At 57.3% G+C, this 26,608-nt stretch carries 21 protein-coding genes; 8 read left to right on the top strand and 13 right to left on the bottom strand.

The annotated features are described in order from the left end of the window. The coding region (locus RSSM_RS29415; RefSeq protein WP_044303968.1) for a type II secretion system F family protein at positions 1-680 on the top strand (680 nt) is incomplete at its 5' end. Positions 681-770: 90 nt separating this feature from the next. On the opposite strand, the gene RSSM_RS29410 is transcribed toward RSSM_RS29415, so the two are convergent. The 10 genes from RSSM_RS29410 to RSSM_RS29355 form a co-directional block, all read right to left on the bottom strand. Beyond that, positions 771-1,133, bottom strand: a complete 363-nt coding sequence (locus RSSM_RS29410) for a nucleotide pyrophosphohydrolase (protein ID WP_008688462.1) — start codon at positions 1,131-1,133, stop codon at positions 771-773. Further along, on the bottom strand, positions 1,133-2,362 hold the full coding sequence (locus tag RSSM_RS29405) for an FG-GAP repeat domain-containing protein (protein ID WP_008688460.1): 1,230 nt from the start codon (positions 2,360-2,362) through the stop codon (positions 1,133-1,135). Before RSSM_RS29405 ends, RSSM_RS29410 begins: the two co-directional genes overlap by 1 nt. A gap of 3 nt (positions 2,363-2,365) precedes the next feature. Next, a complete protein-coding gene (locus RSSM_RS29400) occupies positions 2,366-3,667 on the bottom strand; it encodes a redoxin domain-containing protein (protein ID WP_008688458.1) in 1,302 nt (433 codons plus the stop codon). A gap of 146 nt (positions 3,668-3,813) precedes the next feature. Further along, positions 3,814-4,836, bottom strand: coding sequence for a sugar phosphate isomerase/epimerase family protein (locus tag RSSM_RS29395; RefSeq protein ID WP_008688456.1), 1,023 nt, complete (start codon positions 4,834-4,836; stop codon positions 3,814-3,816). 17 nt (positions 4,837-4,853) lie between these two features. Continuing rightward, positions 4,854-5,834 (bottom strand): rhomboid family intramembrane serine protease, encoded by a 981-nt coding sequence (locus RSSM_RS29390; RefSeq protein ID WP_008688454.1) that lies wholly within the window; start codon positions 5,832-5,834, stop codon positions 4,854-4,856. Between the two features lie 374 nt (positions 5,835-6,208). Further along, the gene (locus tag RSSM_RS29380; RefSeq protein WP_008688450.1) at positions 6,209-8,440 is read right to left on the bottom strand and encodes a polyribonucleotide nucleotidyltransferase; all 2,232 of its coding nucleotides are present in this window, start codon (positions 8,438-8,440) and stop codon (positions 6,209-6,211) included. Positions 8,441-8,967: 527 nt separating this feature from the next. Next, on the bottom strand, positions 8,968-9,237 hold the full coding sequence (rpsO, locus tag RSSM_RS29370) for a 30S ribosomal protein S15 (protein ID WP_008688445.1): 270 nt from the start codon (positions 9,235-9,237) through the stop codon (positions 8,968-8,970). A gap of 334 nt (positions 9,238-9,571) precedes the next feature. Continuing rightward, positions 9,572-10,303, bottom strand: coding sequence for an adenylyl-sulfate kinase (gene cysC / locus RSSM_RS29365; RefSeq protein WP_008688442.1), 732 nt, complete (start codon positions 10,301-10,303; stop codon positions 9,572-9,574). Positions 10,304-10,342: 39 nt separating this feature from the next. Then, positions 10,343-11,875: an SMI1/KNR4 family protein gene (locus RSSM_RS29360; protein WP_008688440.1), complete on the bottom strand. Its 1,533-nt coding sequence runs from the start codon at positions 11,873-11,875 to the stop codon at positions 10,343-10,345. A gap of 307 nt (positions 11,876-12,182) precedes the next feature. Continuing rightward, positions 12,183-13,112 (bottom strand): glycosyltransferase family 2 protein, encoded by a 930-nt coding sequence (locus RSSM_RS29355; RefSeq protein WP_008688437.1) that lies wholly within the window; start codon positions 13,110-13,112, stop codon positions 12,183-12,185. 394 nt (positions 13,113-13,506) lie between these two features. Here RSSM_RS29355 and RSSM_RS29345 point away from each other — a divergent pair, with 394 nt between their 5' ends. The 5 genes from RSSM_RS29345 to RSSM_RS29325 all read left to right on the top strand — a co-directional run bounded on the left by RSSM_RS29345 (position 13,507) and on the right by RSSM_RS29325 (position 18,193). Beyond that, the gene (locus RSSM_RS29345) at positions 13,507-14,754 is read left to right on the top strand and encodes a hypothetical protein (RefSeq protein WP_008688432.1); all 1,248 of its coding nucleotides are present in this window, start codon (positions 13,507-13,509) and stop codon (positions 14,752-14,754) included. Positions 14,755-15,113: 359 nt separating this feature from the next. Next, positions 15,114-15,644 (top strand): TadE/TadG family type IV pilus assembly protein, encoded by a 531-nt coding sequence (locus RSSM_RS29340; RefSeq protein ID WP_144060215.1) that lies wholly within the window; start codon positions 15,114-15,116, stop codon positions 15,642-15,644. A gap of 7 nt (positions 15,645-15,651) precedes the next feature. Continuing rightward, the gene (locus RSSM_RS29335; protein WP_008688430.1) at positions 15,652-16,140 is read left to right on the top strand and encodes a TadE/TadG family type IV pilus assembly protein; all 489 of its coding nucleotides are present in this window, start codon (positions 15,652-15,654) and stop codon (positions 16,138-16,140) included. A 133-nt stretch (positions 16,141-16,273) separates the two neighbouring features. Continuing rightward, positions 16,274-17,575 carry a vWA domain-containing protein gene (locus RSSM_RS29330; RefSeq protein WP_008688427.1) on the top strand — a complete coding sequence of 434 codons (1,302 nt, stop codon included), beginning with the start codon at positions 16,274-16,276 and terminating at the stop codon, positions 17,573-17,575. 57 nt (positions 17,576-17,632) lie between these two features. Continuing rightward, complete coding sequence (locus tag RSSM_RS29325; RefSeq protein WP_008688425.1) at positions 17,633-18,193, top strand: hypothetical protein; 561 nt, start codon at positions 17,633-17,635, stop codon at positions 18,191-18,193. A gap of 23 nt (positions 18,194-18,216) precedes the next feature. On the opposite strand, the gene RSSM_RS29320 is transcribed toward RSSM_RS29325, so the two are convergent. The 3 genes from RSSM_RS29320 to RSSM_RS29310 form a co-directional block, all read right to left on the bottom strand. Beyond that, positions 18,217-19,416 (bottom strand): ATP-grasp domain-containing protein, encoded by a 1,200-nt coding sequence (locus RSSM_RS29320; RefSeq protein WP_008688422.1) that lies wholly within the window; start codon positions 19,414-19,416, stop codon positions 18,217-18,219. A 241-nt stretch (positions 19,417-19,657) separates the two neighbouring features. Continuing rightward, positions 19,658-20,056, bottom strand: coding sequence for a hypothetical protein (locus RSSM_RS29315; RefSeq protein WP_008688421.1), 399 nt, complete (start codon positions 20,054-20,056; stop codon positions 19,658-19,660). 210 nt (positions 20,057-20,266) lie between these two features. Further along, entirely contained in the window at positions 20,267-20,998 is a 732-nt protein-coding gene (locus RSSM_RS29310; protein WP_008688419.1) for a methyltransferase, read from the bottom strand. Positions 20,999-21,491: 493 nt separating this feature from the next. Here RSSM_RS29310 and RSSM_RS29300 point away from each other — a divergent pair, with 493 nt between their 5' ends. Both RSSM_RS29300 and RSSM_RS33440 read left to right on the top strand, forming a co-directional pair. After that, positions 21,492-24,629, top strand: coding sequence for a RecQ family ATP-dependent DNA helicase (locus tag RSSM_RS29300; RefSeq protein ID WP_008688417.1), 3,138 nt, complete (start codon positions 21,492-21,494; stop codon positions 24,627-24,629). A gap of 239 nt (positions 24,630-24,868) precedes the next feature. After that, a partial coding sequence (locus RSSM_RS33440; RefSeq protein WP_008688415.1) for a hybrid sensor histidine kinase/response regulator occupies positions 24,869-26,608 on the top strand: 1,740 nt, incomplete at its 3' end.

The following is a 26,608-nucleotide window of genomic DNA, read 5'->3' as shown; positions in this document are numbered from 1 at the left end:
AGAAGCTCGTCAACGCAGGCTTCCGACGAGAGAGTTCGCCGATCGTTTTCAAGATGATTCAACTCGTCTTTACCGGCGTTGGGCTCTTCTTTGGAGGCGTCCTTGGGATGTTGATGGACGGTTTGACCCAGGGGCTCCTGATCAAATTGTTTGGTGGAATGATCGTTGGCTTTGGTATCCCGCAATTGGTGCTCGGGTTCATGGCTAGCAAACGAAAGGAATCGATCTTCCTCGGCCTGCCCGACGCATTGGACTTGATGGTCGTTTGCGTGGAAGCGGGGCTCGGGATGGACCAAGCGTTGCGAAAGGTTGCCGAGGAAATGGCGAAGAGCCACAAAAACATCGGCGAGGAATTCAGTATCGCGAACTCTCAGTTGCAGTTCGGTCGACCACGATCGGAGGTGTTGCAAGCCCTAGGGTATCGCAGTGGTGTCGACGACTTGAAACAACTCGCGTCGATCTTGATTCAAGCCGACAAGTTTGGTTCGAGCGTCGCACAGGCACTCCGAGTCCAGAGTGAGTCGATGCGTACGAAGCGTCGTCAGATCGCGGAAGAGAAGGCGGCAAAGACGGCGGTGAAGATGATTTTCCCGCTCGTGCTGTTCATCTTCCCAGGTATTTTCGTGGTGCTCGTCGGACCTGCGGCGATCAACATGTACCGACAGTTGCTCTCGAAATAGACGGCGCTGAGCGACACGGTGCGAACGCACGAAGGCTTGCTCTGTAACGTAGGCGTTTACAGCGGTGAGCCTGACTTCGCGAACGAGGAGCTATCGCAGTTTCTCGTTATCGCGGTGGCGGTTTCGGTCGCGATCGGTTTTCTTTTGCAGATTTCTTTTCAGTGCTTCGGTTAGATCGATGCCTGACTGGTTCGCAAGACAAATCACGACGAACATCACATCGGCGAGCTCGTCTGAGAGATCCCCCGGGGACTCTCCTTTTTTATTTGATTGCTCGCCATGCGTCCGAGAAAGGATCCGCGCAACCTCGCCGACCTCTTCGACCAATTGAGCCAGGTTGGTCAATTCGTGGAAATAGCGAACGCCGATCGTTTGAATCCAATGATCGACTTGTTCTTGGGCGTCTCGTATCGTCAGCGACTCGCTCGTCGATGCTTCTTCGTCGTTCGGCATTATTGCTTTGCGGTTAGGAGATACGTTCCGCTCTTGCCGGCAACGGCAATGTCCATGTGGCCATCTTGGTTGAAGTCTTCCACCACGATTTGCAGACCTGTGCCGACACGACCTTCATCGATCAGGTGACGGGTGAAAGTGCGAGTTTCTTGGTCCCAGGAATACCAATACAAACAGGGAACTTCCTTGCCTCCGGGGTCGCCACCATTGTGTGCGTAGTAGCGTTTTCCGGTAATCAGGTCGGGTTGGCCGTCGCCGTCGAGGTCTTTCCAGATCATCGAGTGTGGTTGTGAAAAGCTGCGGTCGATGACGTGTTCGGTCCACGTGAGCATGCCCGAATCTGTGTCGGGGATACCCATGTTTTCCCACCACTGCAATCCGAAGTCGTGCCCGTTTCCGAAGATCAAATCATTGTCTCCGTCCTTGTCGAGGTCGGTCACGATCATGGGGAGGCTCGCGTAGAGATTCCAATCAGGATGAAACCTCCATTCCTTTTCCCAAATATCTTCGGCGGGTTGCTCATACCAGCCACTGCCCACGAGGATGTCCTTACGGTCGTCACCACTGATATCCCCGATCGCGATTCCGTGCCCGTTGGCGTCTTTCCCGATCACGCTTCGTTTGGCATCAAAGGATGCCTGAACTGATTTTTTCTTTTGGTCGGTGGAATCGTCGGTCGGTGAGGCTGTCCCGGGGACCAATCGCCACACGACCGTTGCGGTGTTGGCTTTCCAACTGTTGACGATCCATTCGACGGTTCCGTCACCATCAATGTCTTCGAGCAACTGACCTTCGTTGGCCGATGCGCCTGTATCCATCAGCAAATGACGTGTCCACTGTTTGCCGAGTTTCAAAGCGTCTTCGCCGGGATTGCGAAACCAATGTACTTGAGTCGGTAGGAAGGAGCCCGCGATCACATCGAGGCGACCGTCGCCGTCGACATCCAACAGATAGTCGCCGTTGCTTTCGACGTAGCCATTCCAATCGTCGATATTGCGGAGCGGACGGGGAACCCATTCGCCACCACGGTACCAATTTCGACCTGCCACAAGGTCCAACCGCCCATCCATGTCGACGTCACCCGCCGCGATGCCCTCGTTCGCATCGACCGTCAGGAGCCGAACGTCGAAAGAGAGTGGTTCCGAGGCATCGGTCAATTTCGGTGAGCCCACAGTGGCCAGAATCACCAAGTAAAACCAACACGTGAGACCGGCCGGCGAACGATGCATGTTCTACTCTTTCGATTTTTTGGAAGCGGATGTTTCGGAGGTGGCGATGCGTCCTCCCTTGGTCAGCACGTCGAGTTCATCGCGGAATTGTTTTCTTAGTGCATCTTTGCCGGGATAGCCAACGTGTGCGGCTTCGACGATTCCCGACCCAGCAACAACCAACGTCAATGGAATCTTCTTGGCTGAGAAGACGTCGATCATCGTGCCTTCGGGATCGACCGCGACGTCCACGCCCCAATCCTGTTCTCCGGCAAACCCTTTCACGAGCGCCGAGTTCTCGGCAACGTTCACCGCGTAGAACACAACGTCTTTGTCCTCGAACTCCTCAACCGCCGACTTGATCACAGGCATCGCCTGAAGGCACGGCGTGCACCACGTCGCCCAAAAGTCGAGCACCACCACTTTGCCGCGGAGGTCCTTTGACGTTACCTCGGTTCCATCGAGAAGCGTCAGGGTGAATTCAGGAACCGGTTTGCCTAGCAACGGATGGCTGCCGATTTCGCTCGCGATTTTTTCACGATAGTCTTCCAGCGACGCGTATTGAGTGGCGTCACGGGGCGGCGAAAACTGGAACAACCGCTCGTCCACTTCACCTGTCACACGCCACGAGACGAAATCGTAACGAAGGGAGAGTTCATAACCCTGAGGGACCCGCACCTGTCCGGTCGCGATCAGCATCGGAGTCAGGTTGACGAGCAATCGCAGCGGCCTCGGATTCTCTTCGTCAGTGAACCACAAATCCCAGCGAACGCCGTCATCCTGTTCGCCCTGAACGTGGATCGAGTCCGTCCGTCCGCGGAACTTTGTCTTTCCACGCACGGTTACCGAGTTCATGCCACCAAGGAAAGTCACCGAGGGATCAATTCCCGCGACTGTCAACGCGAGCATCGGTTCGGGGTACGGCCCGAGACTCAGTGGCGTGCGTGTGACGAGGGTTTGATTGTTGAGGCTTTCGGGCAGGTGGTAGTAGGCCTGTGGGGTCAACGCCACCGTCGAGATTTTCCCGTCGGCGTAGAGTCGTTTGCGTTCTTCGTCCGACTTGTGGTAGATGGTGTATTGGTTCGGAAACTTCGACGCGATTTGGAACGTCGACTTTTCATTCGAAACGATTTCCCCGTGCATCACGGTTTCCACCGACAACTCGACTTTCGCACGCGAAACGTCTGCGTCTGCGATTGCGGTGAAGAGAGGCAGTAGCGTCTGGGTGACTTGCGGACTCGGCTGGAAAGTGTTTTTCTTGATCGACTTTTTCTGTGAAGCCGGTTGACGCGCTTCGGTCTTTTCCTCAGCCGAGACGCCACGCACTGACGTTCCGAGAAACAGGCAAGCAAGAACGATGAACCAAACTCTGCACCGAAAAAACGAAGCAGGTTGAGCAGACACAAGGTTGATAGACACTGGCGGATTCTTCCGGTCGGTTTAGGAACAGGTTCGCGGTCGTCGACGGTTAACTAGTTGGATGCCAGGAACTGGTAACTCTGCGAAATGCTGTCGAGCGGCGCGGGGGACTGGTCTTGCTCAACGTGGCATTCGTCAACGCCGATCTCTTTTGCCAAACGCATGACGGCGGGGATATCGATCGTCCCGTCGCCTAGTTCTTGGAACGCATCCGCGGGCACTTTGGATTCGTCGGTGATGACCGGGGTGCCCGAGAGCAGGTCTTTCAAATGGACCTGGCTGATCCGTCCGGCAAGGCGTCGCATCATCTCGAGAGGATCGTGCCCTCCGATCTTCGCCCAGAAGACATCGAGTTCGAACTCCATCTGATGCGGATCAAACCGCTCGATGAAGATGTCATACGCGTTCAACGGTTTGGCATCTTTTCCTTTGCCGGAGTCGACCGCAAAGGGTTGGAACTCAAACGAATGGTTGTGGTAACACATCCGCATCCCGGCACTGCGAGTTTTGTCCGCGGCAGCGTTCGCGGAATCTGCAATCGCTTTGCACTTGTCGGCCGTGTCGCGTTGATTCTTTGCGATGTATCCGAAAACGACGTGACGCAGTCCGATCCGTTCGGCGATCTCCAGCGTCTGATCCAACGACGCGACACCGTCTCGTTTGGGGGCAGTGATGATATTGAAATCTAGGAAACCGCTGTGTACGGCCAACCCATGGTCGCGAGCGATTCCGGCGATGCGGATCGCCTCTTCGTCGATATTCATCAACTCGACCTGCCAGTACCCCGCTTTGGCGACCGCCTCGAGGGTTGCCTCCGGGGCGTCGGACATTTGATTCCGCAACGTGTAGAGCTGCAGGCCGATCCGGTCGAGGTAGGGCAGAGGTTTGGTTGGCTGTTCGTCCGCTGTGGGGGCCGAATCTTTGTTGGCCGCCGGTGTGGCGGTTTGCTCGGGGGAGTCGCCTGTTGCTCCTTCGTCGGCCAGTGCTTTCAGGGGCCGCGAAAGCCAAGCGGTGAGGGCAGCGGCGGCGGTCAACCCGGTTGCCGAACGGCGATTGATTTTGGGGGCGATAGACATCTGTTTTCTGGCTTTCGCTAATTGTCGCGTGATTGGCGTTTTCGGCGGCTGTATCGTTCGAGCGTTTTGCGTTCGCGGGACGTCAGGCTCGCTTCGCCCGATTGATGGATTTTAGCCAAAATTCGATCGGCTTCCCGTTCTTCCTCCCGAATTTTCTTCTCGGGATCATGCAGTTTCAACTTTGCCCGCCGGGATCGTTGCTGAAGCGTGCCAGGAACGTCGGCGAGACGGGTCAGATCGAGCCAACGAAAATTCCAACGCTGATTGACGTACAGGAAACCAAACAAGGCTCCCGCGAGGTGGACGTCGTATGCCGTCGCGGTGCCGGACAATCCCGCGGCACCTAGCAAGTCCATAGCCACCACCAAGCACGCCAATACCCACGCCTTCATCGGGATGACGAACATGAACAACAATTCTTGATGCGGGAAGAAGCACGCGAAGATGACAATCATCGCCACCACTCCACCGCTCGCTCCCATCGTCATCGAGTAAATGGAAGCACCGGGAACGATTGCGGACAAGATCCACGGCGAGACCATCGCAACGATTCCGCCAAAGATGATCGCGGCGAGATATGTCTTTAAGAACTCCTGCCCACCGAGCCGTTGTTCGATCGGTCGCCCGAACACGTACAAGATGAACATGTTGAAGACGAGGTGGAAGATGTTGTCGGTGTTGTGCAGAAAACCATAGGTGAGTGTTTGAAACCACAGCCAGGGTCGCAGCAACGACTCGCCTCGAATGGCAAAGATGTCATCGATGTGGCTTCGTTTTACGGTGTACTGTGCTTCAATCACGGCGCGATCGCTCGCGGTCAATTCGATAGCGTCGAACTGTGCCGGGATTTCCTGTTGCACGTTGTAAAAGAAGAGCATCTGCAGGACATAAACGATAACGTTGATGACGATCAGAATGACCAGCATGCTGCGTGGGTTTTCAATTCGATCCCACGGTGTTCGTTCAGAGCGACCATAGTCGCGATCGTAGATGCCCATCGCTATCGAATCCCTTTACAGGATGATGCCGTAAAAAAAGAGAAGGTTTTTCGCTGCCGACCGATGTCCTCGCGAGCATTGCCGATGCAAACCGCGAGAAGTTGTTCGGGCAGACATTCTCGATGCAGTGTAGGATTTTTTCAATCCGCACGAATCGAATGTCGCTCGACCGAATCAGACTTGATCCGGTCAACGAAAAACGGTGGCCCGCAATTATCGCGAGAAGCCACCGTTTCTTGTACGTCACATCAAATGCACGGTAACCGCCCGACGCCGATAGCAGATCAGATTGTCTGGCCAGAGGCGTCGGAGTTGTTCACGCACGAGGCAGGCTCGCTGCCGGGAGATCCCGGCGTCGAGTCTGCGGGATGAACTCAGTCGCGTGAGCGTCCGCCACCGTCGCGACGGCCGCCACGTCCTCCGCCACCACGTCGACGGCGTGGGCGTTCTTCGCCTTCACCTTCGCCGCCACCGTTCTCTTCGATTTCGGCAGCGAGTGGGTCTTCGAGGCCGAGTTCCTCGAGTGCCCGACGACGGCTGAGCTTCACGCGATCGTGCTCATCGACGTCGATGACGAGAACTTTCATTTCGTCACCAACGGCAACCACGCGATCGAGGCTGCTGATGTATCCGCCGCTCATTTCACTGATGTGAACGAGACCGTCACGACCAGGAAGGATTTCAACAAACGCACCAAACTCCTTGATGCTGCTGACGATTCCGTCGTAGATCTTGCCGATCTGAACGGTCGCGGTGCAGGCTTCGACCTGTTTCATCGCTTCCATCGCAGATTCTTTGTTGTTGCTAGCGACGAGCACGGTGCCGTCGTCGTCAACTTCGATCACGGCGCCGGTGGTTTCTTGGATGCCACGGATGTTCTTACCACCCGGTCCGATCAGGGCACCGATCTTATCGGGCGAGATCTTCGTGCGGAGCAAGCGAGGTGCGGTTGGCGAGATTTCGCGACGAGGACGAGGGATCGTCGTGAGCATCTTCTTCAAGATTTCGATCCGAGCTTCACGCGATTGCTTCAGCGTCGCACGGATGATGTCTTCGCCGATTCCGGTGATCTTCAAATCGAGTTGAATACCGGTGATCCCGTTTTGCGTTCCGGCGATCTTGAAGTCCATGTCGCCGAAGTGATCTTCGGTTCCGAGGATGTCGGTCAACAGGTGCCAATCGTCAGGTGAGTTTTGCACCAAACCGACCGAGATACCGGCAACCGGGTTGCTGATCGGAACACCCGAGGCCATCAAGCCGAGAGTCGCACCGCAAACCGATGCCATCGACGAGCTACCGTTGGATTCGGTGATGTCGCTGATGACGCGGATGGTGTACGGGAACGCATCTGCCGGTGGCAGCACGGGAGCAACGCTTCGCTCGGCCAACGAACCGTGACCGATTTCTCGACGTCCTGGCCCACGAATCGGACGGCATTCACCGACCGAGTACGAAGGGAAGTTGTAGTCGAGCATGAACTTCTTGCTGTACTCGTCTTGCAAACCGTCGACGCGTTGTTCGTCACGGCTGGTTCCCAATGCGATGGTGACCAACGCTTGAGTTTCGCCACGTTGGAACAAGGCCGAACCGTGTACGCAAGGCAGCAGGTCGGTTTCGCAGTGGATCGCACGCAGCGAGTCACGGTCGCGTCCGTCCGGACGAGTACCAGCGCTGATCAGGTCGCGAATGACCTTCTCTTCGAGATCGTGCCAGACCTTCTTGAATCGATTGACGCAGATCGCGCCGTCGGCATTGGGGTCAGGAATCACTTCGCTCATCGCGCGGTCGCGAAGAGCACTGGTTGCTTCGGCGCGAGCCTGTTTGCCCGACGTTTGTTGGGCGGCGCGGAACTCGTCGTAGTACGCGTCGTTGAGACGGCCGAACAAGCCGTCGTCAGCGGGTGCTTCGTAAGGGATCTTGGTCGGGTTGACCTTTTGATACAGCTCGTCCTGAAGTTCGATGACTTCACGGATGATGGTGTGGGCGAACTGGATCGCCTCCATCATTTCATCTTCGGGCATTTCATTGGCGAAGCCCTCGATCATGGCGACTTGGTCACGACCGCCGCTGACGATCATGTCCAGTTCGGACTCTTCGAGTTGGTCGAAGGTTGGGAAGGCAACAAATTTGCCGTCGACCTTACCAACACGGACGCTCGCGACAGGTCCGAGGAACGGCAACGGGCTGATGTGCAGAGCCGCACCGGCACCATTCATCGCCAGGACGTCGCCGTCGTTTTGCAAATCGCTCGCAACGACCATCGCTTGGACTTGCACTTCGTCCATGAATCCGTCGGGGAAGAGCGGACGGATCGGGCGATCCATCAAACGCGAACTCAAGATTTCCTTCGTGCTCGGGCGACCTTCTCGCTTCAAGAAACCGCCTGGGAATTTACCAGCCGCGGCGAGCCGCTCGCGGTAGTCGCACATCAGCGGGAAGAAGTCGATGCCTGGACGTGGGGCTCCCGAAGCAGCGGCCACCAAGACCACTGTGTCACCGTACTGCACCAGCACACTGCCGGCGGCTTGTTTGGCGACGTGCCCTGTTTCAAAGGACATGACCGAATCGCCGATTTTTCGCTCGACGCGAATTTTGTGAATACTCACCGCAACCTCAATTAACTTTCTTTTCCTACAAACTACAAAACGGCGGCAAACAACCGCCAACAATCCCGATCCAATTGATCGTCCCCACAACACCATCCTTGGAAACGACCCCATACGAGGGCAACCGTTTCAACAAAGGGGCTGACGGGGAGCGATGGGAAGCAATGCACGTCGGCAGCGTCGTCTCGACGCATCCAACCGACGCTTCCATCACCGCGGCACGGCTCGAGAAACACCGTGCCACTTTCACCTGCATGAGTCCGGTCATTCGATTGCCGAACCCATGCGTGAATGGACAAATAAGAAATGTTCGTCCGAGACGAACGGTCCTCAAGAATCTGCAGCGATTGCAATCGTTTCGAGGAACTTAACCTCGACACGGCTGCCTCGGGATTCGCGATCCCGTCAGCAGTCCGTCGCAGCAGCAAAGAGAGTGATAGCACTCGTAAACAACCAATCCGGGGCCGTTCCCCGATGGCCATCCGACCGCGGTCGTAGGACCGCGCCGACGACCGATCTAACAAGAACTACTTGCGGATACCGAGCTTACCGATGACATCCAGGTATCGTTGTGGATCCTGGGCACGCACATAATCGAGCAAACGTCGACGACGGCTAACCAACCCGAGCAGACCGCGACGCGAGGCGTAATCCTTGCGATGCGTCCGCATGTGTTCGGTCAATCCGTTGATCCGTTCAGTCAAAATGGCAATTTGAACTTCGGGGGAACCGGTGTCGTTGGCCGTCGAGCCGTGCTCGGTGACCACTTCTTTTTTACGTTCTTTCGAGATCGTCATACGGAGAACTGTTTCCAATATGAATCCAATACGGAGGTCACATGCCGTCCGCGTCAGACCCAAGTTAAAGTAAATGATTTTCCCGCGAAGTCTAACGTGCCCCCCTGCGAACGCAACGTCAAATCGGGCCGCGCAGGACTAATTTTGCATATTGGACTCGGCCCCGTCGCTGGGCTCAAACGCGGCATTTCCGTCGTTGCTCGCCATGTGACGGCACCCATCCCCATAGTATGGGGCCACTCAGGGCCGACCGGTCGGGCGATATCCCGCTCGAGCAGGCAGTGGACCACCCCCGCAGGGAAGCTTCGCGGCGATGACAGGAGGCGGGAAAGCTCTACGATCGGCTCGCGAACACCCCGCGGTCCACCATTGCCTGCAAAATTTCTTCCGCAGCGTCGGCGGGGGTCATGCCCTCTCGCCATCGCAGGTGAATTTCGGGCGACTTAGGAGCTTCGTACGGGTCGCTGATTCCCGTGAAATGCGGGATTTCGCCGGCGATTGCCTTTTTGTACAGCCCTTTGGGGTCGCGTTGTTTGCAAATTTCCAGCGGCGTGTCGACGAATACTTCTAAAAAGTCACCGGTCTGTCCTGCGGCTTCCACCATTTGCCGAACTCGGTCGCGATCCCTGCGGTATGGGCTCACAAATGCGGCCAACGTGATCAATCCGGCGCTGGACATCAGAGCCGAGACCGCGCCAATTCGGCGGATATTTTCCTCCCGATCGACCGGCGAGAACCCCAGCCCGAACCGTTCGGCGAACTCGTCACCGTGTTCGGGGGCCAATCCCGATGGAGGGGCGCAGAGCCCGTGACGCACGTTATCCCCGTCCAGCAGCGTCGACGCAGCACCGCGGGCGATCAGCAATCGGTCCAATTCGTTGGCGATGGTGGATTTGCCGCAACCGCTCAAGCCCGTAAACCAGACAACCGTCCCTCGCTGGGCCAAATTCGATTCCCGTGCGTTTCGGTCGACAGTCGTCTCGTGCCAAACGATGTTGCGAGAGATGTTGGCGTTTTTCTCAAGATCGGACGCTGCCCGAGGGGCGGGGCCGGATGGTGAACTCATTATTTGCTACCAAGTTGTGGTTCATGGGAAATCGATTCCCTAGAGATTGTATCTCGCCTTGAGCCCGTCGCGATGCACCGTCGCGAGCCGTTCGTGGCTGGCCCATCCCGCCTCCCCACAACAGCGAATGTATCGGTCGAGCAACTCCCCGTAGCGACGCAGCGGTTCCGCACCCAAATCCCAACCCGCCGCATACAGCAGCCGAGCCGCGGTTTGGGGCGTCGAAGCCTGCTCGGATTTCTCGATCAGCATTTGAGAGTACTTTGTGCGCACCGAACCCTCGCCGTCATTGACGCATCGGCCACAAAACTGAATCAGCTCCGAATCGGGAATCACGGCCGGCAGACGCCCGAGTTGGTCAGGGCTCGCGTCGGCCGACACGTTGTTGTGTTGTCCTGTGTTTCCCTCGGACTGATTCATGTCCTGCAGGAATCTCGCCGAAAACTTCGCAACGCCATCCGACGACGTGGCCCAGTGCGTCCGCATGCGAACACTCTGATCGGTGAACACGCTGCAACGCAGTGCGTTGGAGAAAGATTGTCTCGCTGAGGCCATGTCGCCCGCCGACCACTGCACATAACCGAGCAGGTCGTGTCCCCACGACAGGTCTTGGTTGGTTTGGCTGATCGCGTGCGCGTGCTCGGCAACTTCCGGCCAACGTTGCTGGGCAGGATCAAACGCATCGGGTGACAACTGCAATGCCTGCTGCAGCCGATCGGCGATGTCGCCCGGCATGGTCCGCAGATCGAACGACCAACGCATCAGGTCATTCCAAACCATTCCCAGATCGTGAGCGACTTTGGCGTTGAGGTGGTTTGCCAACTCACTCGACAGGGCGTCGATGACGAGTTGGCACCGAACCGGAGTCTGGCAAAGCTGGTGGCTTAGAAATTGATCGGCGAGCTGCCGGGGAGTCGCGTCCGCCCATCCGATGGCTTGCACCGACGGCAATCGCTCGGTGACCCATTGCCCCCACGGGTGCTGGCTCCAGTCGTTGGGGCCGAAACGAGCGTTCGAGACTGCGGTTGATTCGTCGCTCTGGTCAAACGCGGGTTCGGCATGACGACGATCGGGTTGCGGCATGCGGCCGAGCGACCAATCGAACAATAGGGCTTCGGAGAGTCGACTGCCCCACGGCAACCAATCGCCTCCGCCGTGATACCACTGACAAATGTCCGTCGAAATTCCTGTCCGCTGGGCCTGCTCCGGATCGAGCAAACGAAGGCACAGCCAATCGCCCGCACCGTTTCCGACCAAGGGCAGGAAGTTCGGCGGCATCAGGGGCGGCCAGAACGGGTCCGGGACCACCGACAGTAACGTTTGCGGCGTCGCACAGTAGCGGAATTCACCCCAGGTCAATTCCGGCGATGCGGACTGCCCACCGGCGACAGAACCCGCCAATTCGTCCCACCACTGGCACATTTCGTCGTCGAAATGGATTCCAAATCGGGCTGAAAGCCGGCTCGACCAGCGGCCGTCACCTTCCGTTCCTGGTGGTGTCGAGACGGAACTCGACGCACTCCCCTCGTCAGCCGCAGAGTCGTCGTCGGTAGTCGAATGCGGATTGGTCACGTTCTATGGATTGAGGGGCAATGAGCCCGTTCGGTCAGACAAGTGCGTAGAAAAGGAGCGTTGTCGGCGGGGATGCCGTCTCTCGCCCGCCAGAGTAGCGGTCTGATACCACTAAACGCAAGACAAACGATGTTCGATCCGAACGCCCCTGCTGATCTCTCTCGATTGTACCGCAAACTCCCCCAGGACACCCGGGGGCTCTACTCGTCCCATGTTCACCCGCCTTTTTGCCGCCGGAATGCACCCGTGCCCCAGTCGCTGCGGACTCGCTGGAAAACGAGACCGGCTTTTGAACGCGCTCGCTGGATCACGCGGCGCGATACTGGACGAGCCCGCGGAGCGTTTGCATCAGCGTCGAGAGGCTGGGGCGGAACTGATCGTCGAGGAAATCGCCCTCAAAGCTGGTCGGAACCTCCATCACGACCTTCGCCCGGCGAGCAACCTTTGCGGTTACTTCGGCGTCGAATCCACGATCGCATTCGCGTAGTTCGAGTGAGCGAATCAGTTCGCCACGAAAGACCTTGTGCGAACTTTCCATGTCCGAAATCTTCATGCCCGTTGCCAGGTTTGCGACCAACGTTGTGATCCGGCCGGACAATCGCGATGCGAACGAGATCCCACGCCGCGTGTCACGGCGCAGTCGACGCGAACCGTAAACCGCATCGGCTTTGTTTTCGAGAATGGGCCACACCGCGCCGAGCAAATCGGCAGGATCGTACGCCATGTCGGCGTCTTGGATTGCCACGACCCGACCGGTCGAATGACGCAGGCCCATGCGGATCGCCGATCCACGGCCGTGATGTCGGCGACGTCGAAGGACCGTCAAGTTGGGTTTGGGCATCAATCCGCGTGCGTAGTGCCAACTGCCATCGGTGCTGCCGTCGTCGACCACGATGACCTCACACGAGGAAGGCATCACCTCTTCAATCCGCTCGAGCACTTCCGGCAAACTTTCGCGAGCGTTGTAAACCGGGACGATGATCGAAATGTCGTAGGACGTGACCGGACGATTGCCACTGGCGACCTGCTGCGCTTCGGCAATCAGATTGAGAGTGTCGTCAATTCGGTCGAGAACATCGTCAGCGTACGAGACCTCGGCTGAAGTCTTCAGTTGACTCTCATCGGCAACCGGTTCGATCGCGGGAGCATAGTCCAGCGTCGCAACGTCGTCCGATGGGCTCGACGGGAGGTGAAAGGTGTCGGTGCTGCTCGGTGAATCAATCGTCGAAGTTGCCATATGCCCACTGCTCTACGTTGCGAAAAAACGACGACCATTCGCACCGATGGTTTTGTTCACGGGCTAAAAAATGTTCGCCATGGGAACTATGGAGAACGATCAGCCGGGACGACGACGTTTGTTAAAAAATCGGAGCAATTCGGCAGGTAACTGCAACGCGTTGATTGTCGAGTAATCCGAACGAAACGGTTATGCCGATCAACGTCGCCTTCGGCCGCCGGCCGACCATCGCGTTTTCGTTCCGGTCGCCGTGAAAACCGCGAAAAATTCGCATCGCTCGCCGTCACTGCAACGGTCGTCGCAAGGCTCGACTGATTGCGAACGTATTCACGGACGTTTACCTTGTTAGAAACCTTTTCCCCTTCGTCCACCTTCGCACCAATGAGTTCGGGCCATGAGCCAACAAGCACAAGCCAACGCTCCTGACGATACTCCACAATCCCAATCCAAGACGTCCCAACCGACGCTCGATACCCGTTCCACCTCGATGCGTGACTATCTCGACCGCGCGCTCGAAACGCTGAATAAGTTCGGCGGTGACCGCAACGAAGCGCCGCAGGAATTGATCACGCTCCTCGAAGACGTGAAGTATCTCGACGAAGCCAAAGTGCTCGCGATTGCGGAAGTTATCAAGCACATGAGTTCGTTCAACGCGTTGGTTCGCGAGAACGTGGAAAGCGTCCAGATCGGTAACCGATACATGGACATCACCCAAATGTTCGATTCGATTCGCGAAGACAGCAAACGGCTGATCTCGCAACTCGACGATGGCAAAATCAGCGGCACCGAAAAGGTTTCGAACTGGTGGATGAAAATGCGTCGGGGCACCCCGAGCGACCGGTTCGAGAAAATCATTGAGATCTACGGCGACGTGGCGAAGGACACGAAAAACGCTCTGAATTCCGAAGAGCAAATCATGGACGCGTACATCGATTTCCGATTCGCGTTGAAAGAATCGGAAGTCCTCGCTCGCGAATTGCTCGACCAACACCTGCCGATTCTCGAGGCAGCAAAAGACGGACTCGCCACCGCCCAAACGACTCTCGACAACTACGAGGGAAGTGATGAGGGAGGCAAGAGTCAACTCGAGCTTCGTCGCGACGAAGCCCGTCATCGTTTCGAGAAAGAAGACAAGACGTATCAGCTTCTCAAAGACATCGCCGAAAACCTCGAAATCGGCTACGACGTCGGCGAGACCCTGATCACCAAACTGAAGCAAACCCACGACGTGAAAGAACGCGTTTTCCGTCGTGCGGTCACGTTCTTTACTACCAACGAACACGTCTTCACGATCCTCGGCACCGTCTACACCAGCCAACACGGTTTGCACGAAGTCACTCAGGCGACTGAGGCAATGAAGGACGGTGTGAACCGCGGACTCGAAGACGTCGCCAGTCTCGGCCGTGAACTCGAACGGGCGGCACTCAAGGCCGGATACGGCAGCACGATCGATCCGGAATCCGTTCAAAAACTCGTTGACGCAATCAGCGGTTTCCAAATCGAGTCGCTGCAGATGATCGCGGAACTCCGCAAAGAAAGCGATGAGAGCACCAAGGCGATTCGAAAGAGCGTCGAAGAGGGCAAACGCAAATACCAGGCAACCCTCGGCCGATATGCTCGCGGCGAATCGCTGACGGGCTAAAAGGTCCACGCATTAATTCTCGCAAATGCCCCACACGGCCTCGTGTCGTGTGGGGTTTTTTGCTGCGCCGGCGTCTCAGTGCACGGCGTTCTTGGGCTCGAACGGTAACTTCTCACTCTCGAAATGGTAGGTAGCAAAATAAACTGATTTTCTCGACCTCCGATAGATTTCTGACCTAGGTTTGCTACTAGAGGGAGATAGCCAATTCATTAGAGGCGGTCTCACTCGGCGTCAGAATTCATTCAGTGATTGGCACCTGCTCATCACCTCCTGAACAAACCACCAGTCTCGAGCGGACGGCGAAAACGTGTGTACCACGCAAAGCACCGGAAACGACAGACGATGAGAACCGCAGCACCATGAATGCTCCTACACCAATCCCATCTGTCGAGCGAAGCGGCGTGAAGCGTCACCGCATTCCTCAACGTGGCCTCGGTCGCACCCGCAGCGTTCGTCGCCGTGGCCAACGGGGCGGTGACCTCTTGGGAATCAAACGCGCCGCGACGGCGACCGCGGAAGTGGCCATTTGCCTTCCCGTGCTGATGACATTGACCCTCGCAACGATCGACCTTTGTTCGGTGTTCTTTCTGAAAGAAACCGTTTCGATCGCCGCCTATGAAGGTGCTCGTCGCGGTGTGAATCGCGGAGGAACCAATGCCGCCGCCATCGCTCGGGTTCGAGAAGTGTTGACCGAACGTGGCGTGCAATTTGGCGGAGACGCCGTCTCTTTCGAAGACGCCACCTACGACGATGCGGAAACACTCGAACATGTCACCCTCGTGGTGACCGTCCCCGCGGCAGGTAACCTCGCCGCTCCCGCGGGACTCTACGGCGACCTGCAACTGACCGCACGTGTCACCATGCGTAAAGAATTCGAGAACCAAGAGTAGTCGTCCTATGAAAAAACATTCAACAAGACGTTCGACGCTCGCACGTCGGTCGAGCCGCTATCGAACCGCGACCTTGCGGTCACGTTCGGCCAAGCGTCGTGGACCGAATCGGACCGCGGCCACGTTGGTCGAGTTCGCTCTCGTGTGCAACGTGTTGATCGTGACGATCTTCACGTGCATGGAGTTCGCTCGAATGAACATGGCGAGGAACCTGGCGCAAGACGCCGCGTACTTCGCCGCACGTACCGCGATTGTTCCGGGCGCGACCGCCGCCGAAGCGGAAGCCGAGGGAGAACGCATCATGAGCGCGATCTTCAGCAGCGGATACACCGTCGACTGCAGCCCGATCGATGAGGACACCGAAGAGGTTTCTGTCCGGGTTGCTGTTCAACTCGATGACGTTGCGTTTTTCCTGCCGCTGTTTCTCAGCGGTATCGAATTGGAATCGACCGCGAACATGCAGACCGAACGCTACAGCGGTTTCTACGAACAATAGCCATTGGCAATAACGACTAAATCGTCAACTCATTCAAACCGATTTATCCAAACCACTTGAATTGATCTTGCCCGGGGGGGCTGTTTTCAAAAGTTACACTCCAGCCTCACTACACCCGTTTGAGTTTTTAACCATGTATCACTCCCCCCTTGATCGCCGCAATCTTCGTTACGCTCCGCCGACTCGCCCGCGATTGCACACTCAGGCTCGCCCGCGGTTTGGTGGAGTCACGGTGTTGCTCGCCGTTGTCCTTCCGGTCCTCGCGATCCTCGCCGCCTTTGCAATCAACTCGGCACACATGCAGTTGACCAAGACGGAACTGATGATCGCATCGGACGCGGCCGCTCGTTCGGCAGGACGGACCTTCAGTGAAGAGCAAACCGTTGAGGCAGCCAAGCAAGCAGCGGTGATTACCGCGGCCCTGAACAACGTGAACAACGAACCGCTGCAACTCAGCTCTTCGGATGATTACGGCGACATCGAGTTCGGCTACTCTGAGCAAAACGGTTCGTCTGGCCGGTTCATCTTCAACAAGATCCCGACGAGCCAAGTCAACGGCAACGAACTCACCGTCAGTTCCGTACGCATCAACGCCAAACGCGATGGTTCGTCCCAGGGCGGTAAGGTCGAGTTGATCTTCCCGAGCCTGATGGCACGCAAAGACTTCTCGCCAACCAACAGCAGCGTTGCGATGCAGGTCGACCGGGACATCTCGCTCGTCCTCGACCGAAGCGGATCGATGGAGTGGCCTGACTACGATTGGCCATCTGGGTTTAACATGTGGAGTCGCGACGCGATGGACGCCGCTGCCGATGCCAACATCATCTACTACAACCGACGTGGAAACGCGTACTATTCCAGCGGCCAAAACGAGGACACCTACAAAGAGTTTATGTGGGAAGAATACCTCGACCTCGGCCCTCGCCCTCCAACGCCATGGGAGAGTTTGGTCGTTGCAGTCGATGCGTTCTTGGACGTTCTCGAAGAGACTCCGCAAAACGAACAGGTTTCCATCGCGAGCTATTCCAGCAGCGGTACACTCGACATCTACCTGACTCACAACTACGAAGACGTTCGCCAGACCGTTGCAGACTTGCAAACCGGTGGTAACACCGCGATCGGTCGAGGAATGCAATCCGGAGAAACGGCATTCGAACACGCCAATGCTCGCCCGTTTGCTTCGAAAACCATGGTCGTGATGACCGACGGAAATCACAACACCGGAACCGACCCTGACACCGTCGCACGTTCGATGATGAACAACGACAACGTGAACATCCAAACCGTGACGTTCAGTGACGGAGCCAACCAAGCCGACATGCAAGAAGTTGCACGTATCGGTGCTGGCAAGCACTACCACGCGTCATCTGGCGAAGAGCTCGTCAGTGCGTTTCAAGAGATCGCCAATAACCTTCCGACAATTCTCACGAAGTAGTCAAATTGACGCAGCTTTTGTCTTCATCTGCCAAGACGTCAGCTACACTCATTGTATATGAGCAACAAAGTTTTCTCTAACGATTCTCTCGCATCCGCCTCGGCACTTCTCGGCCGTGGCGGATCGCTGCGTACAGAACAACCATCGATGTCACCTTTGTCGAAAGGCGTCCTCGCGGTGACCGCGATGCTCGTGGTCATCCTGCTCTGCGGAATCGGTCTACGAGTCAGCGTCGGTTTGGTTAGCGATCAACGGCACTCGACCGAGGATCTCTCGGTGACCCCTGTTTCGCGTTCGAATAGTCGTTCCCTCACGGCCCAGCAACGCGAGCATGAACGCATCCGCGAAGAAGCACGCCGCAAAGACCGCGAGTTACTCAGTCGGCGTCAAGAACGACTTTGGCGGGAACAATGCATGGACCGGCCTGACAAAACCGCGGCCTATCAAAAGTGGTACGCGGAGGTTCGTGAAATCGAAGAGCAAATCAAAGTCGCCGAGCAAATTCAATCTCAGCTCAGCCCAGAAGACGCCGAGCACGGACCGCTTTCCGAAGGCACCGTGTTGTGGCACCGCAAGCAGCGGTTGCTCGAACTCAAAGCAGACGGGCCTCGGTTGTAAACCGCCGCGATCACGGGACTGAACTATCGCCAATTGCCCGGCAACGCGGCGGCACATTCGCCGATCGACCACTGCACCGAATCGGTGGGAACGTTAATCTTCGGGGCGGATTCACCGTCGTAAAACAACCGGCGCGTGAGGTTTTGTTCGGTCATCTTGCGAAGGCCAATGTAGGATGTCGTCAATCGCGAATTCAGTTCGATCACGACGTCATGATTCGCGTCCCGGCCGAGGATAAGATCGATTCCCAGGAAACCGCTGAGTTTCCCCGGCAACGCTTGCATCACCCGCGAAACCAATGCGTGGGCACGCAACTGCATTTCCATCGGAATCGGGCCACTACCGCCGCGGTAAACTAATTGGTTGGTTGCCAGCGGAGGCATTTCCGCCGGGCCGATCTCGTTCGTCTCGTTGCCCGGTCTCGCTTCGCTAGGCACCTCTTCGATCGTCTGCCAGACCGCAGGCAGCATGTTGATGCTCCCGTTACTGCGGTGGCCGGTAACCAACACCGAAGCGGACCGGCCGATCATTCGTTGTTGTGTGATTTCGTGCTTATGCATCGAGGTCAACGCCGGTTGCAGTTCTTCGTACCGGCGAATGTCCATCGTGCCACACCCGTCACGCGGCTTTACCAGGTAACCGCCCTCAGGAAATTTCCCGGTCAACGGTCCTAACTTGCCCGCCGAGAGTGGACGTGAGCAACCGTAGGAACGTTGGTCACCACTCGACTTTCGTCGTTCGACGCACCATGTATCAGGATGAGGAATGTCATGACCGTGCAGCCATTTGGCCATCGCCCATTTGTCGCCGGATAACCCGATCGCATTGCCGCCGGGGGCCAAGACTTCGATGCCGGCTGCTCGCATCAATGAGATTCCTTTGGTCAGCAGCCCGTCGGTCTCGGGGATCACCACGACGGCAAAGTCACATTTCCTGGCCTCGGCGATCCATTGGTTCCATGGTGAGGCACACGGTTCCATCTCGACCGCTTCCACCTGAGTCTGGTCGTAGATCGGAAACTTCAAACGCGGGTCGGTCACCGTGCGAACCACTGCCCACTGCGAGAAGTCTTCCACCAGGGCCCGCCACATCGAACTGCCTTCGCCCAGCAACGAATCCGGGATCGCTTGACACGGTGTGTCAAACATACCGCCACCGCAGAGATATTCCGCGACGAATACACGCGGAGTTGCCGCACCACCGGCTGGTTCATTTCCACTCATGACAGACGTGTCTTCCGAAAAAGAAAAGGCCGAGTACCATTCGTTGCACCGCCAAGTACGAGCAACGATTTCGACTCGGATCGACCCTCAAACCGTGAACGGACAGCACATCCGTCGGCAGTCCTGTAACGTCACTGCACGCTCGAACGTTTTGCCCCTCGAGCCTTTACTGCTCTTGCCTATGTTGCCTGAGCATCTACTGCCCGAGCACTTGCGGCCCGAGCTCTTACCACTCGAGTCCCTACCGACCTGCGGCGTCATCGCTGCTCCACTTCGTGTCAACGTTGACACCCGGGGAGTCCACCTTCACGCCACGCTGCATCGATGCATCGACTTCGGTGTTGGGCGTTTTGACTTGCACGCCGTCTTGGTGGTCCACATCGACGTTGACGTTCTCCGTTCGAACTCGAACGCTTTCGCCTGCCTTGCGCTGCACGTCAACGCCGGGAGCTTTCACGTCGACGCTGCCGTCTTCGCCGATTTTCACGCTGCCATTGCCCCAATCCAATTCGAATCCTTCCGACTTCGCCCCTGATCCGTTCCCACCGTCGCCGCTCCCGCCACCGCATCCCGGCAGCATCCCGAGCAAGGTCACACTTAGAATCACGAATGACAGGAGGTTGAATTGGCGAGAAAACATGTCTTGGAATCCGTGAGTTCGAGAATTAACGATTTGTAAAGAAAGAGGGCCAAAAATTATGGCGAGTAGACCATCGAGACACGATCATCCTGACGTCACCGCAACGCCGATTCAGATTCGAAATTGCCGTCGCAGGTGCATCAGCGGCGATCACCCCAAAACCGATCTTTTGTCGGCAATGACACGCTTGCCCCCTACGATTACATACGATCAGGGCGTCGGGCGATAGCCGATATAAGCTGTGCTCGGCAACCATCGAGGTCTTTGTCGTTCGATGCGCTGATATTCGAACGGCTCCATTGTTTTGCGCACCAGGGCATCCGGCAAGAAAATTTCTTGCACGCCGAAGACGACGCATCCGCCCGGCGACAAATATTCCCGCGATTGATCTAGAAACTCCCGCAGGACGCTTGCCCCGTCTTCGCCGCCGTCCCACATCTGGTCACCGTCGACTTCCAAACGCTGCGTCAATTGAAGATCGCGTCCGGTTTGCGTTGGAACGTAGGGGGGATTGAAGAAAATGAAATCGTACTGGGATTCGGGCGACACGTCAGTGAACAAATCGCTCTGCCAAAAATGAGCATCGCGGCCGTTGAAACTGGCCACCTCCCGCGAACTATTGACCCGACTCGGCGAACAGTCAACTCCATCGATTCGGACAGCCTCCGGTTGGGTTTGAGCGGCGATCGACAAACTGACGAGGGCCCCTTGGCCGATTCCCATTTCGAGCAACCTCAGCGGAGGCTCGTTGCCGCGACTCGATAGTGTCTGTGCGACAAGGTCCTGCATCGTCCGCGCGAGCAATACCGTCGTCGGGTCGTATTGCACCGCGACGTCGGGCGGCACACGCACATCAAAGATTTTGCGGATCAGGAGCGGACTGCGGCGCAGCGACCGCAGAATTGGCTGGACAATCGGATATACCAGATGACTGATTCGCATAAGTACGCTGCGATTGGATCGGCGACCGCGCCTTCACTCGTTGTCTAGCCGAGTTAATCAGGTTGGCTGAGTTAATCAGGTTGGCCAAGTCGAGCTAGACACTCACCCGCGAAGCGGACACTCCACCGGTGGTTCCACAACAACCGTCTAATAGGTGGGGCACGTGCCGCCAGTCTACACGTGGAGGCTGCCTAGCAGAATACGAGCAACCGGCGATCTCGTGATGCGGTTCGTCAAAGTCAAAGATTTGCTATAACGAGCCATCGAAAATGAAACGAATTCCCCGGCGACGTCCGGCCCGTTCCGAAGCAGACGTTCGAAAGAGGTTGCACCGGGCGAACGTTTGCACGAATTCAGCCGCGAACGATTCCACGAACAATTCACACGAGCGATTACGAGAGAACGGTCGGGCAGGACGCTCGACATGACCAACCAACGCAACCCTCTCGCTCAATAACCTCCCTTTCCTTTTTCTCCCGCCCAGGCGTTTCGGATGACACCGCCCGCGATTCCCTCCAGATCGACCGTTTCCCCCGCCGGTGATTCCTCGGGTCCTTCTGCGACCGCACAATCGCGCGTTGTCCGCCCGACAACGAACTCGCCTGAATCGTTGCTGCCACGTTTTGGTCTCGAGTCATTTCGGCCTGGGCAACGAGACGTCGTCGATGCGTTGGCATCGGGCGAGGACTGCCTGTGCGTGATGCCGACCGGCGGTGGGAAGAGTCTGTGCTATCAACTGCCGGCGCTTGCGCGCGAGGGCACGACGATCGTCGTCTCTCCGTTGATCGCGTTGATGAAAGACCAAGTCGACACGCTGCAGGCACGCGGCATTCAGGCAAAACTGATCAACAGTTCGCTGTCGCAGGGGCAGCAAGAATCCGTCATGGAGGCGATGGCTCGCGGTGAACTGGACCTCGTCTATGTCGCCCCCGAACGTCTCCGCAACGGCATGTTTCTCGACGCGGTTTCCAAGGCAGACATCGCCTTGCTCGCCGTCGATGAAGCTCACTGCGTGAGCGAATGGGGACACGACTTCCGTCCCGATTACTCGCGTCTGGGACGTTTCCGAGATCGCTACCTGGGCGGCGTCCAAACCATCGCGTTGACCGCAACGGCAACGCCGACGGTGCGCGATGACATTTGCGAGTTGTTGAATCTGCAAGAACCGCGCATCTTCGTCACCGGGTTTGCACGCACCAATTTGAAGTTTGCCGTTGAGTCGTGCAACAATGACAACGCCAAACGTGATCTCCTGCAGAAGTATCTTCGCGGCCGCGAGGGCACTGGGATCATCTACGCCGCGACCCGGAAACGCTGTGAAGAGATCGCGGACTGGTTGCCCGAAAAAACCGGTCGCAAAGTCGGTGTCTATCACGCCGGACTGCATCCCGACGATCGCCGCCGTGTGCAAGAAGCGTTCATGAAAGGCGAACTCTCGGCGATTGTTGCCACCAACGCTTTCGGGATGGGGATCGACAAATCGGACATCCGTTTCGTCGTTCATTTCAACATTCCCGGATCACTCGAGGCCTACTATCAGGAAGCCGGGCGGGCCGGACGCGATGGCGTCATGAGCGATTGCCTGCTGCTGTTCGCTTACTTTGATCGTCAAATCCAAGAGTTCTTTATCGAGAACCGTTATCCGTCCAAAGCAACCGTCAAGAAGGTCTACGAGTACTTGCTGTCCTGCGAGGAAGATCCGATCGAACTGACGCTCGAGCAACTGCGGACCGCGATCGAAGTCCGCGACGGCACCGAAGCGATCAGTACGTCTGAAACGTTGCTCGCTCGCGCAGGCGTGCTCAAGCGTCTCGATGCCGGTTCGAACCAGGCAATCGTGCGGATCGACAGCGACGCCCCCACACTCCTCGACTTCCTTCCACGCGAAGCCAAAATCAAACGGCGAGTCATGACCGCCGTCGAAAAGGTCGTCGGCGACCGGCGCGGAGAAGACGTCTATGTTCGTCCCGACGTGATCGCCAAACACGCCGACATGGACCGCGCTAAGGTTACCACGCAGTTGCGGGAACTGACCAAACTGCGCGCCTTCGACTATGTCCCGCCGTTTCGTGGCCGAGCGGTTCACATCACACGGCGTGACCTGCGTTTCGAACAACTCCCGATCGATTTCGAAGAACTCGAACGACGCAAGGCCGCCGAGTATGAAAAACTCGAAGCCGTCATTCAGTTCGCCCGCGCGTCATCCTGTCGGCAACGCGTCATTCTCGATTACTTCGGCGATCCCAACGCAGACGATTGTACCCGTTGCGACCGCTGCGACCCGATCGGCGGCAAACTGATCCGCGACGGGAACTGGAGCAGTGAAGAGTCTGCCGGCACGCCGGGTCCGTCCATGTCGGTCGCCTTTCCGGACGTGGACGAACGACACTTGCTCACCGGGATTCGCGTGGTGCTCTCGGGCGTTGTGCGCACTCATGGCCGGCTCGGGAAGAACCTGATCGCCCAAATGCTCGCCGGTTCGAAAAACAAACGGGTCACCCAGTTACGACTCGATCGGTTGAGCACGTATGGGATGTTGACCGGCATGACGCAAGCGGAACTCGCCGACGTGATGGATTCGCTTCTCTCGGCCGGACTACTCGACCAGAAAGAAATCAGCGAACGCCGGCCGACGATTCATATGACCGATCCAGGACGCCGGGTTATGAACTGCCAGGATCCCTTGCCGGCCGCTTTTCAGTTGAAGCATCGACTAGCGAAGAAGCTTTCGCGTGCTGCGTCGCAGATTGAATCGGGTGACGTGGCGACTGAAGAGAACTCCGGCATGCCCCCTGCCCCGACACCCTCTACCTCAACACCCTCTGCACCTACGACCGCGAACGCGAGGCCATCGGCGCCCCTCGAGCCTGTTGCCGCAGCAACTCCATCAGGACGCTCCGACATCGCCGAGTCGGGCAAACAACGCCCTGCGGCGACCAACCCCTGTTCGCCGAATCCGAACGCCGACGATCGCCCGGCAACACCACGCGGCGGGATCGAACTGAGCGACATCATCGCGGAAGACCCCGAGCAAACCCTGATCAGCGAACTGACCGATCGGATGAAAAGATTCCGGCGCAAACGGTCTGCCGCGCTGGGCGTCTCGCCTCATCAGATCCTTACCGGTTCGACGATCGAACGCTTGGCACAATCCCGTCCCGCCAACGCGACGCAGCTCGAGAGTGTGTCGGGAATCAGCAGCGAGTTCATGGAAGCCTATGGCAGCGATCTTCTCGAACTAATCGCGACGACCATCTCGCAACACGAAATCGACCATCCTCCGGAACCGTCTCAACCACAACCCGCTCCAACGCAGGCTCCGCGGCCGAGCCCACCACCATCCTCAACGGAAAATGCTTCATCGGCGTCGGCTCCTCCCAAAGAAGTTTTCCCGGCGAGCCAAGATCAGGCCGCAGCCAACACCGATTCCAACGCGATTCGAAACGGCTATTGGACTTGGCGACTTTGCCGCGACGGCTACACGCTCGAACAAATCAGCGAGATCCGAGATGTCAGTATCGAGGGCCTGATGGCGCACCTCGTCGCGGCTGCCCGAGCCGGCCATGATGTCGATCCAAGCTGGGGCGGCTCCCAAGAACGCGTTGCCACGCTCCGCCGCATCCTGCAATAGTCCGCTTCCCGTGGTCACGTGATTTTTTGTAAGCGTGGTTTTCTGTAGAAGGTCGTCTGCTAGCGGGCCCGAACCAGCGTCTCAATCACCGCGGAGCCCCGGGCGATCCGTCTCGTTTCTTTCGACATTGCAAACTGAATCTACGAACGATCCCCCCGTTGGGTTACAATTCAAAACGTGGACATGGTGCAGAATCAGTTACCCTCAGCCGTAGGCGGCGCAGGCAAAGGCGGGCAGTAGTGCGAATCATCTACAAACTGCTCCTCGCAACACTGTTGCCGGCGGCGTTGATTTGGACGGTCGGAAACTACGCGACGAGTGTTGGCCAACAAAGCCTTCAAGACGCGATCAAGAAAACATCGCAGACGCGCGCCGCTGCGGTCATGGATGAAATCGATCGGATCGTTCAGTCGCGTTTCAATCAGTGGATCGCATATTCGCGCAGCGACCTGATCCAACAAACGCTCGCCGATTCCAACGTCGACTTTCTTGAATTCGACGACGCCGAACAGATCATCGACCAGCGTGATGAAAAATGGCGAGAAACTCCGCCGGGAGAAACGACGCCCATCATGCGATCGTTGATGAACAACAAGGTGGCTCGTGACCTGCGTTCACTGCTCGACAAAATCAACGAGGGCAGCGGATACCAAGTCTTCGGCGAGGTGTTCTTCACCAACCGATTCGGCGCCAATATTGCGCAGTCCAATCGAACTTCGGACTACCGACAAAACGACGAACGGTGGTGGCAGGAGGCCGTTCGCGAGGGCTCCTTTATCAGTGACGTGAAGTTCGACGACAGTGCCCACATTTACTCGATCGACCTCGCACTTCGAGTCGACGGTTCCGACGGCGAGTTTCTCGGCGTGATGAAGGCGGTCATGAACATTGACGAAGTCTTCAACGTGGTGGACCGCCGCACCGAAAGGTACGGACGCGGCGAACGACTGATCCTGCTCAATCATGAAGGCCAGGTCCTGCATGTCGGCAACGAACAAATACGCCCGATGAGTGACGCGTCGCATTACCTCGCCAACGTGCAGCTTTCCGACCGACTTCCATACGCCACCACCTACCACGTCGAGTCGGAAACAAATGAAGCCTATCTGGTCGCGTTGGCCCGCTCCCAGGGTTACGGTGATTTTGACGGGTTGGGTTGGATCCTGGTTAGCGAGACCCAAGAATCGCTCGCGTTCGCACCGGTCAACGAATTGCGCCGCCGTCTGCGTTGGTTCTCGCTCACAGCCACGTTCATGGCGGCCCTCGCCGGCGGCCTGATCGCATGGTCGCTCTCGCGACGAATCAAACACCTCACCGAAGCCACCGTGGCGATCGCAAACGGCAAACTGGATACGCGAGTCGTCGACGCAGGGCATGACGAGATCACCAAACTCGCCAGCCATTTCAACTTGATGAGCGAACAGCTTCAACAGACCCGACAAGAATTGGTCGCTGCGCGGGACGAAGCGTTCGAGGCCAACCAAGCCAAAAGTGCTTTCCTGGCAAACATGAGCCACGAGATTCGCACGCCGATGAACGGCATCATTGGCATGAGCGAACTCCTCGCCGACACCTCGCTCGAACACGAACAACGTGAGTATCTCGGCATGGTTCGCAGTTCAGCGGACTCGCTGTTGCGACTGATTAATGACATCTTGGATTTCTCAAAAATCGAGGCCGGGAAGATGGAACTGGAGGTCATTCCGTTTGACCTTCGTGAGTGTGTCGAAACGACTGCAAAATCGCTCAGCGTCCGAGCCGCCGACAAAGGCCTCGAGATGGCTTGCCGAGTCGACACGCAGATTCCGCAGTGGGTCCAGGGAGATCCCGGTCGCCTTCGACAGATCATCATCAACCTCGCGGGCAACGCGATGAAGTTCACCGAGCATGGCGAAGTCGTCATCTCTGTCGACCGGGAAGACGTCACCGAAGAATCGCATCCCTATGGCATTTCGGGCGACTCCGTCATGCTGCATTTC

Origin of the sequence: Aporhodopirellula sallentina SM41 (assembly GCF_000346505.1) — a bacterium.
In the GTDB taxonomy this organism is placed as follows: domain Bacteria; phylum Planctomycetota; class Planctomycetia; order Pirellulales; family Pirellulaceae; genus Rhodopirellula; species Rhodopirellula sallentina.
Note: the sequence above shows the minus strand (reverse complement) of the source record. Positions and strands in the feature narration are given on the sequence as shown.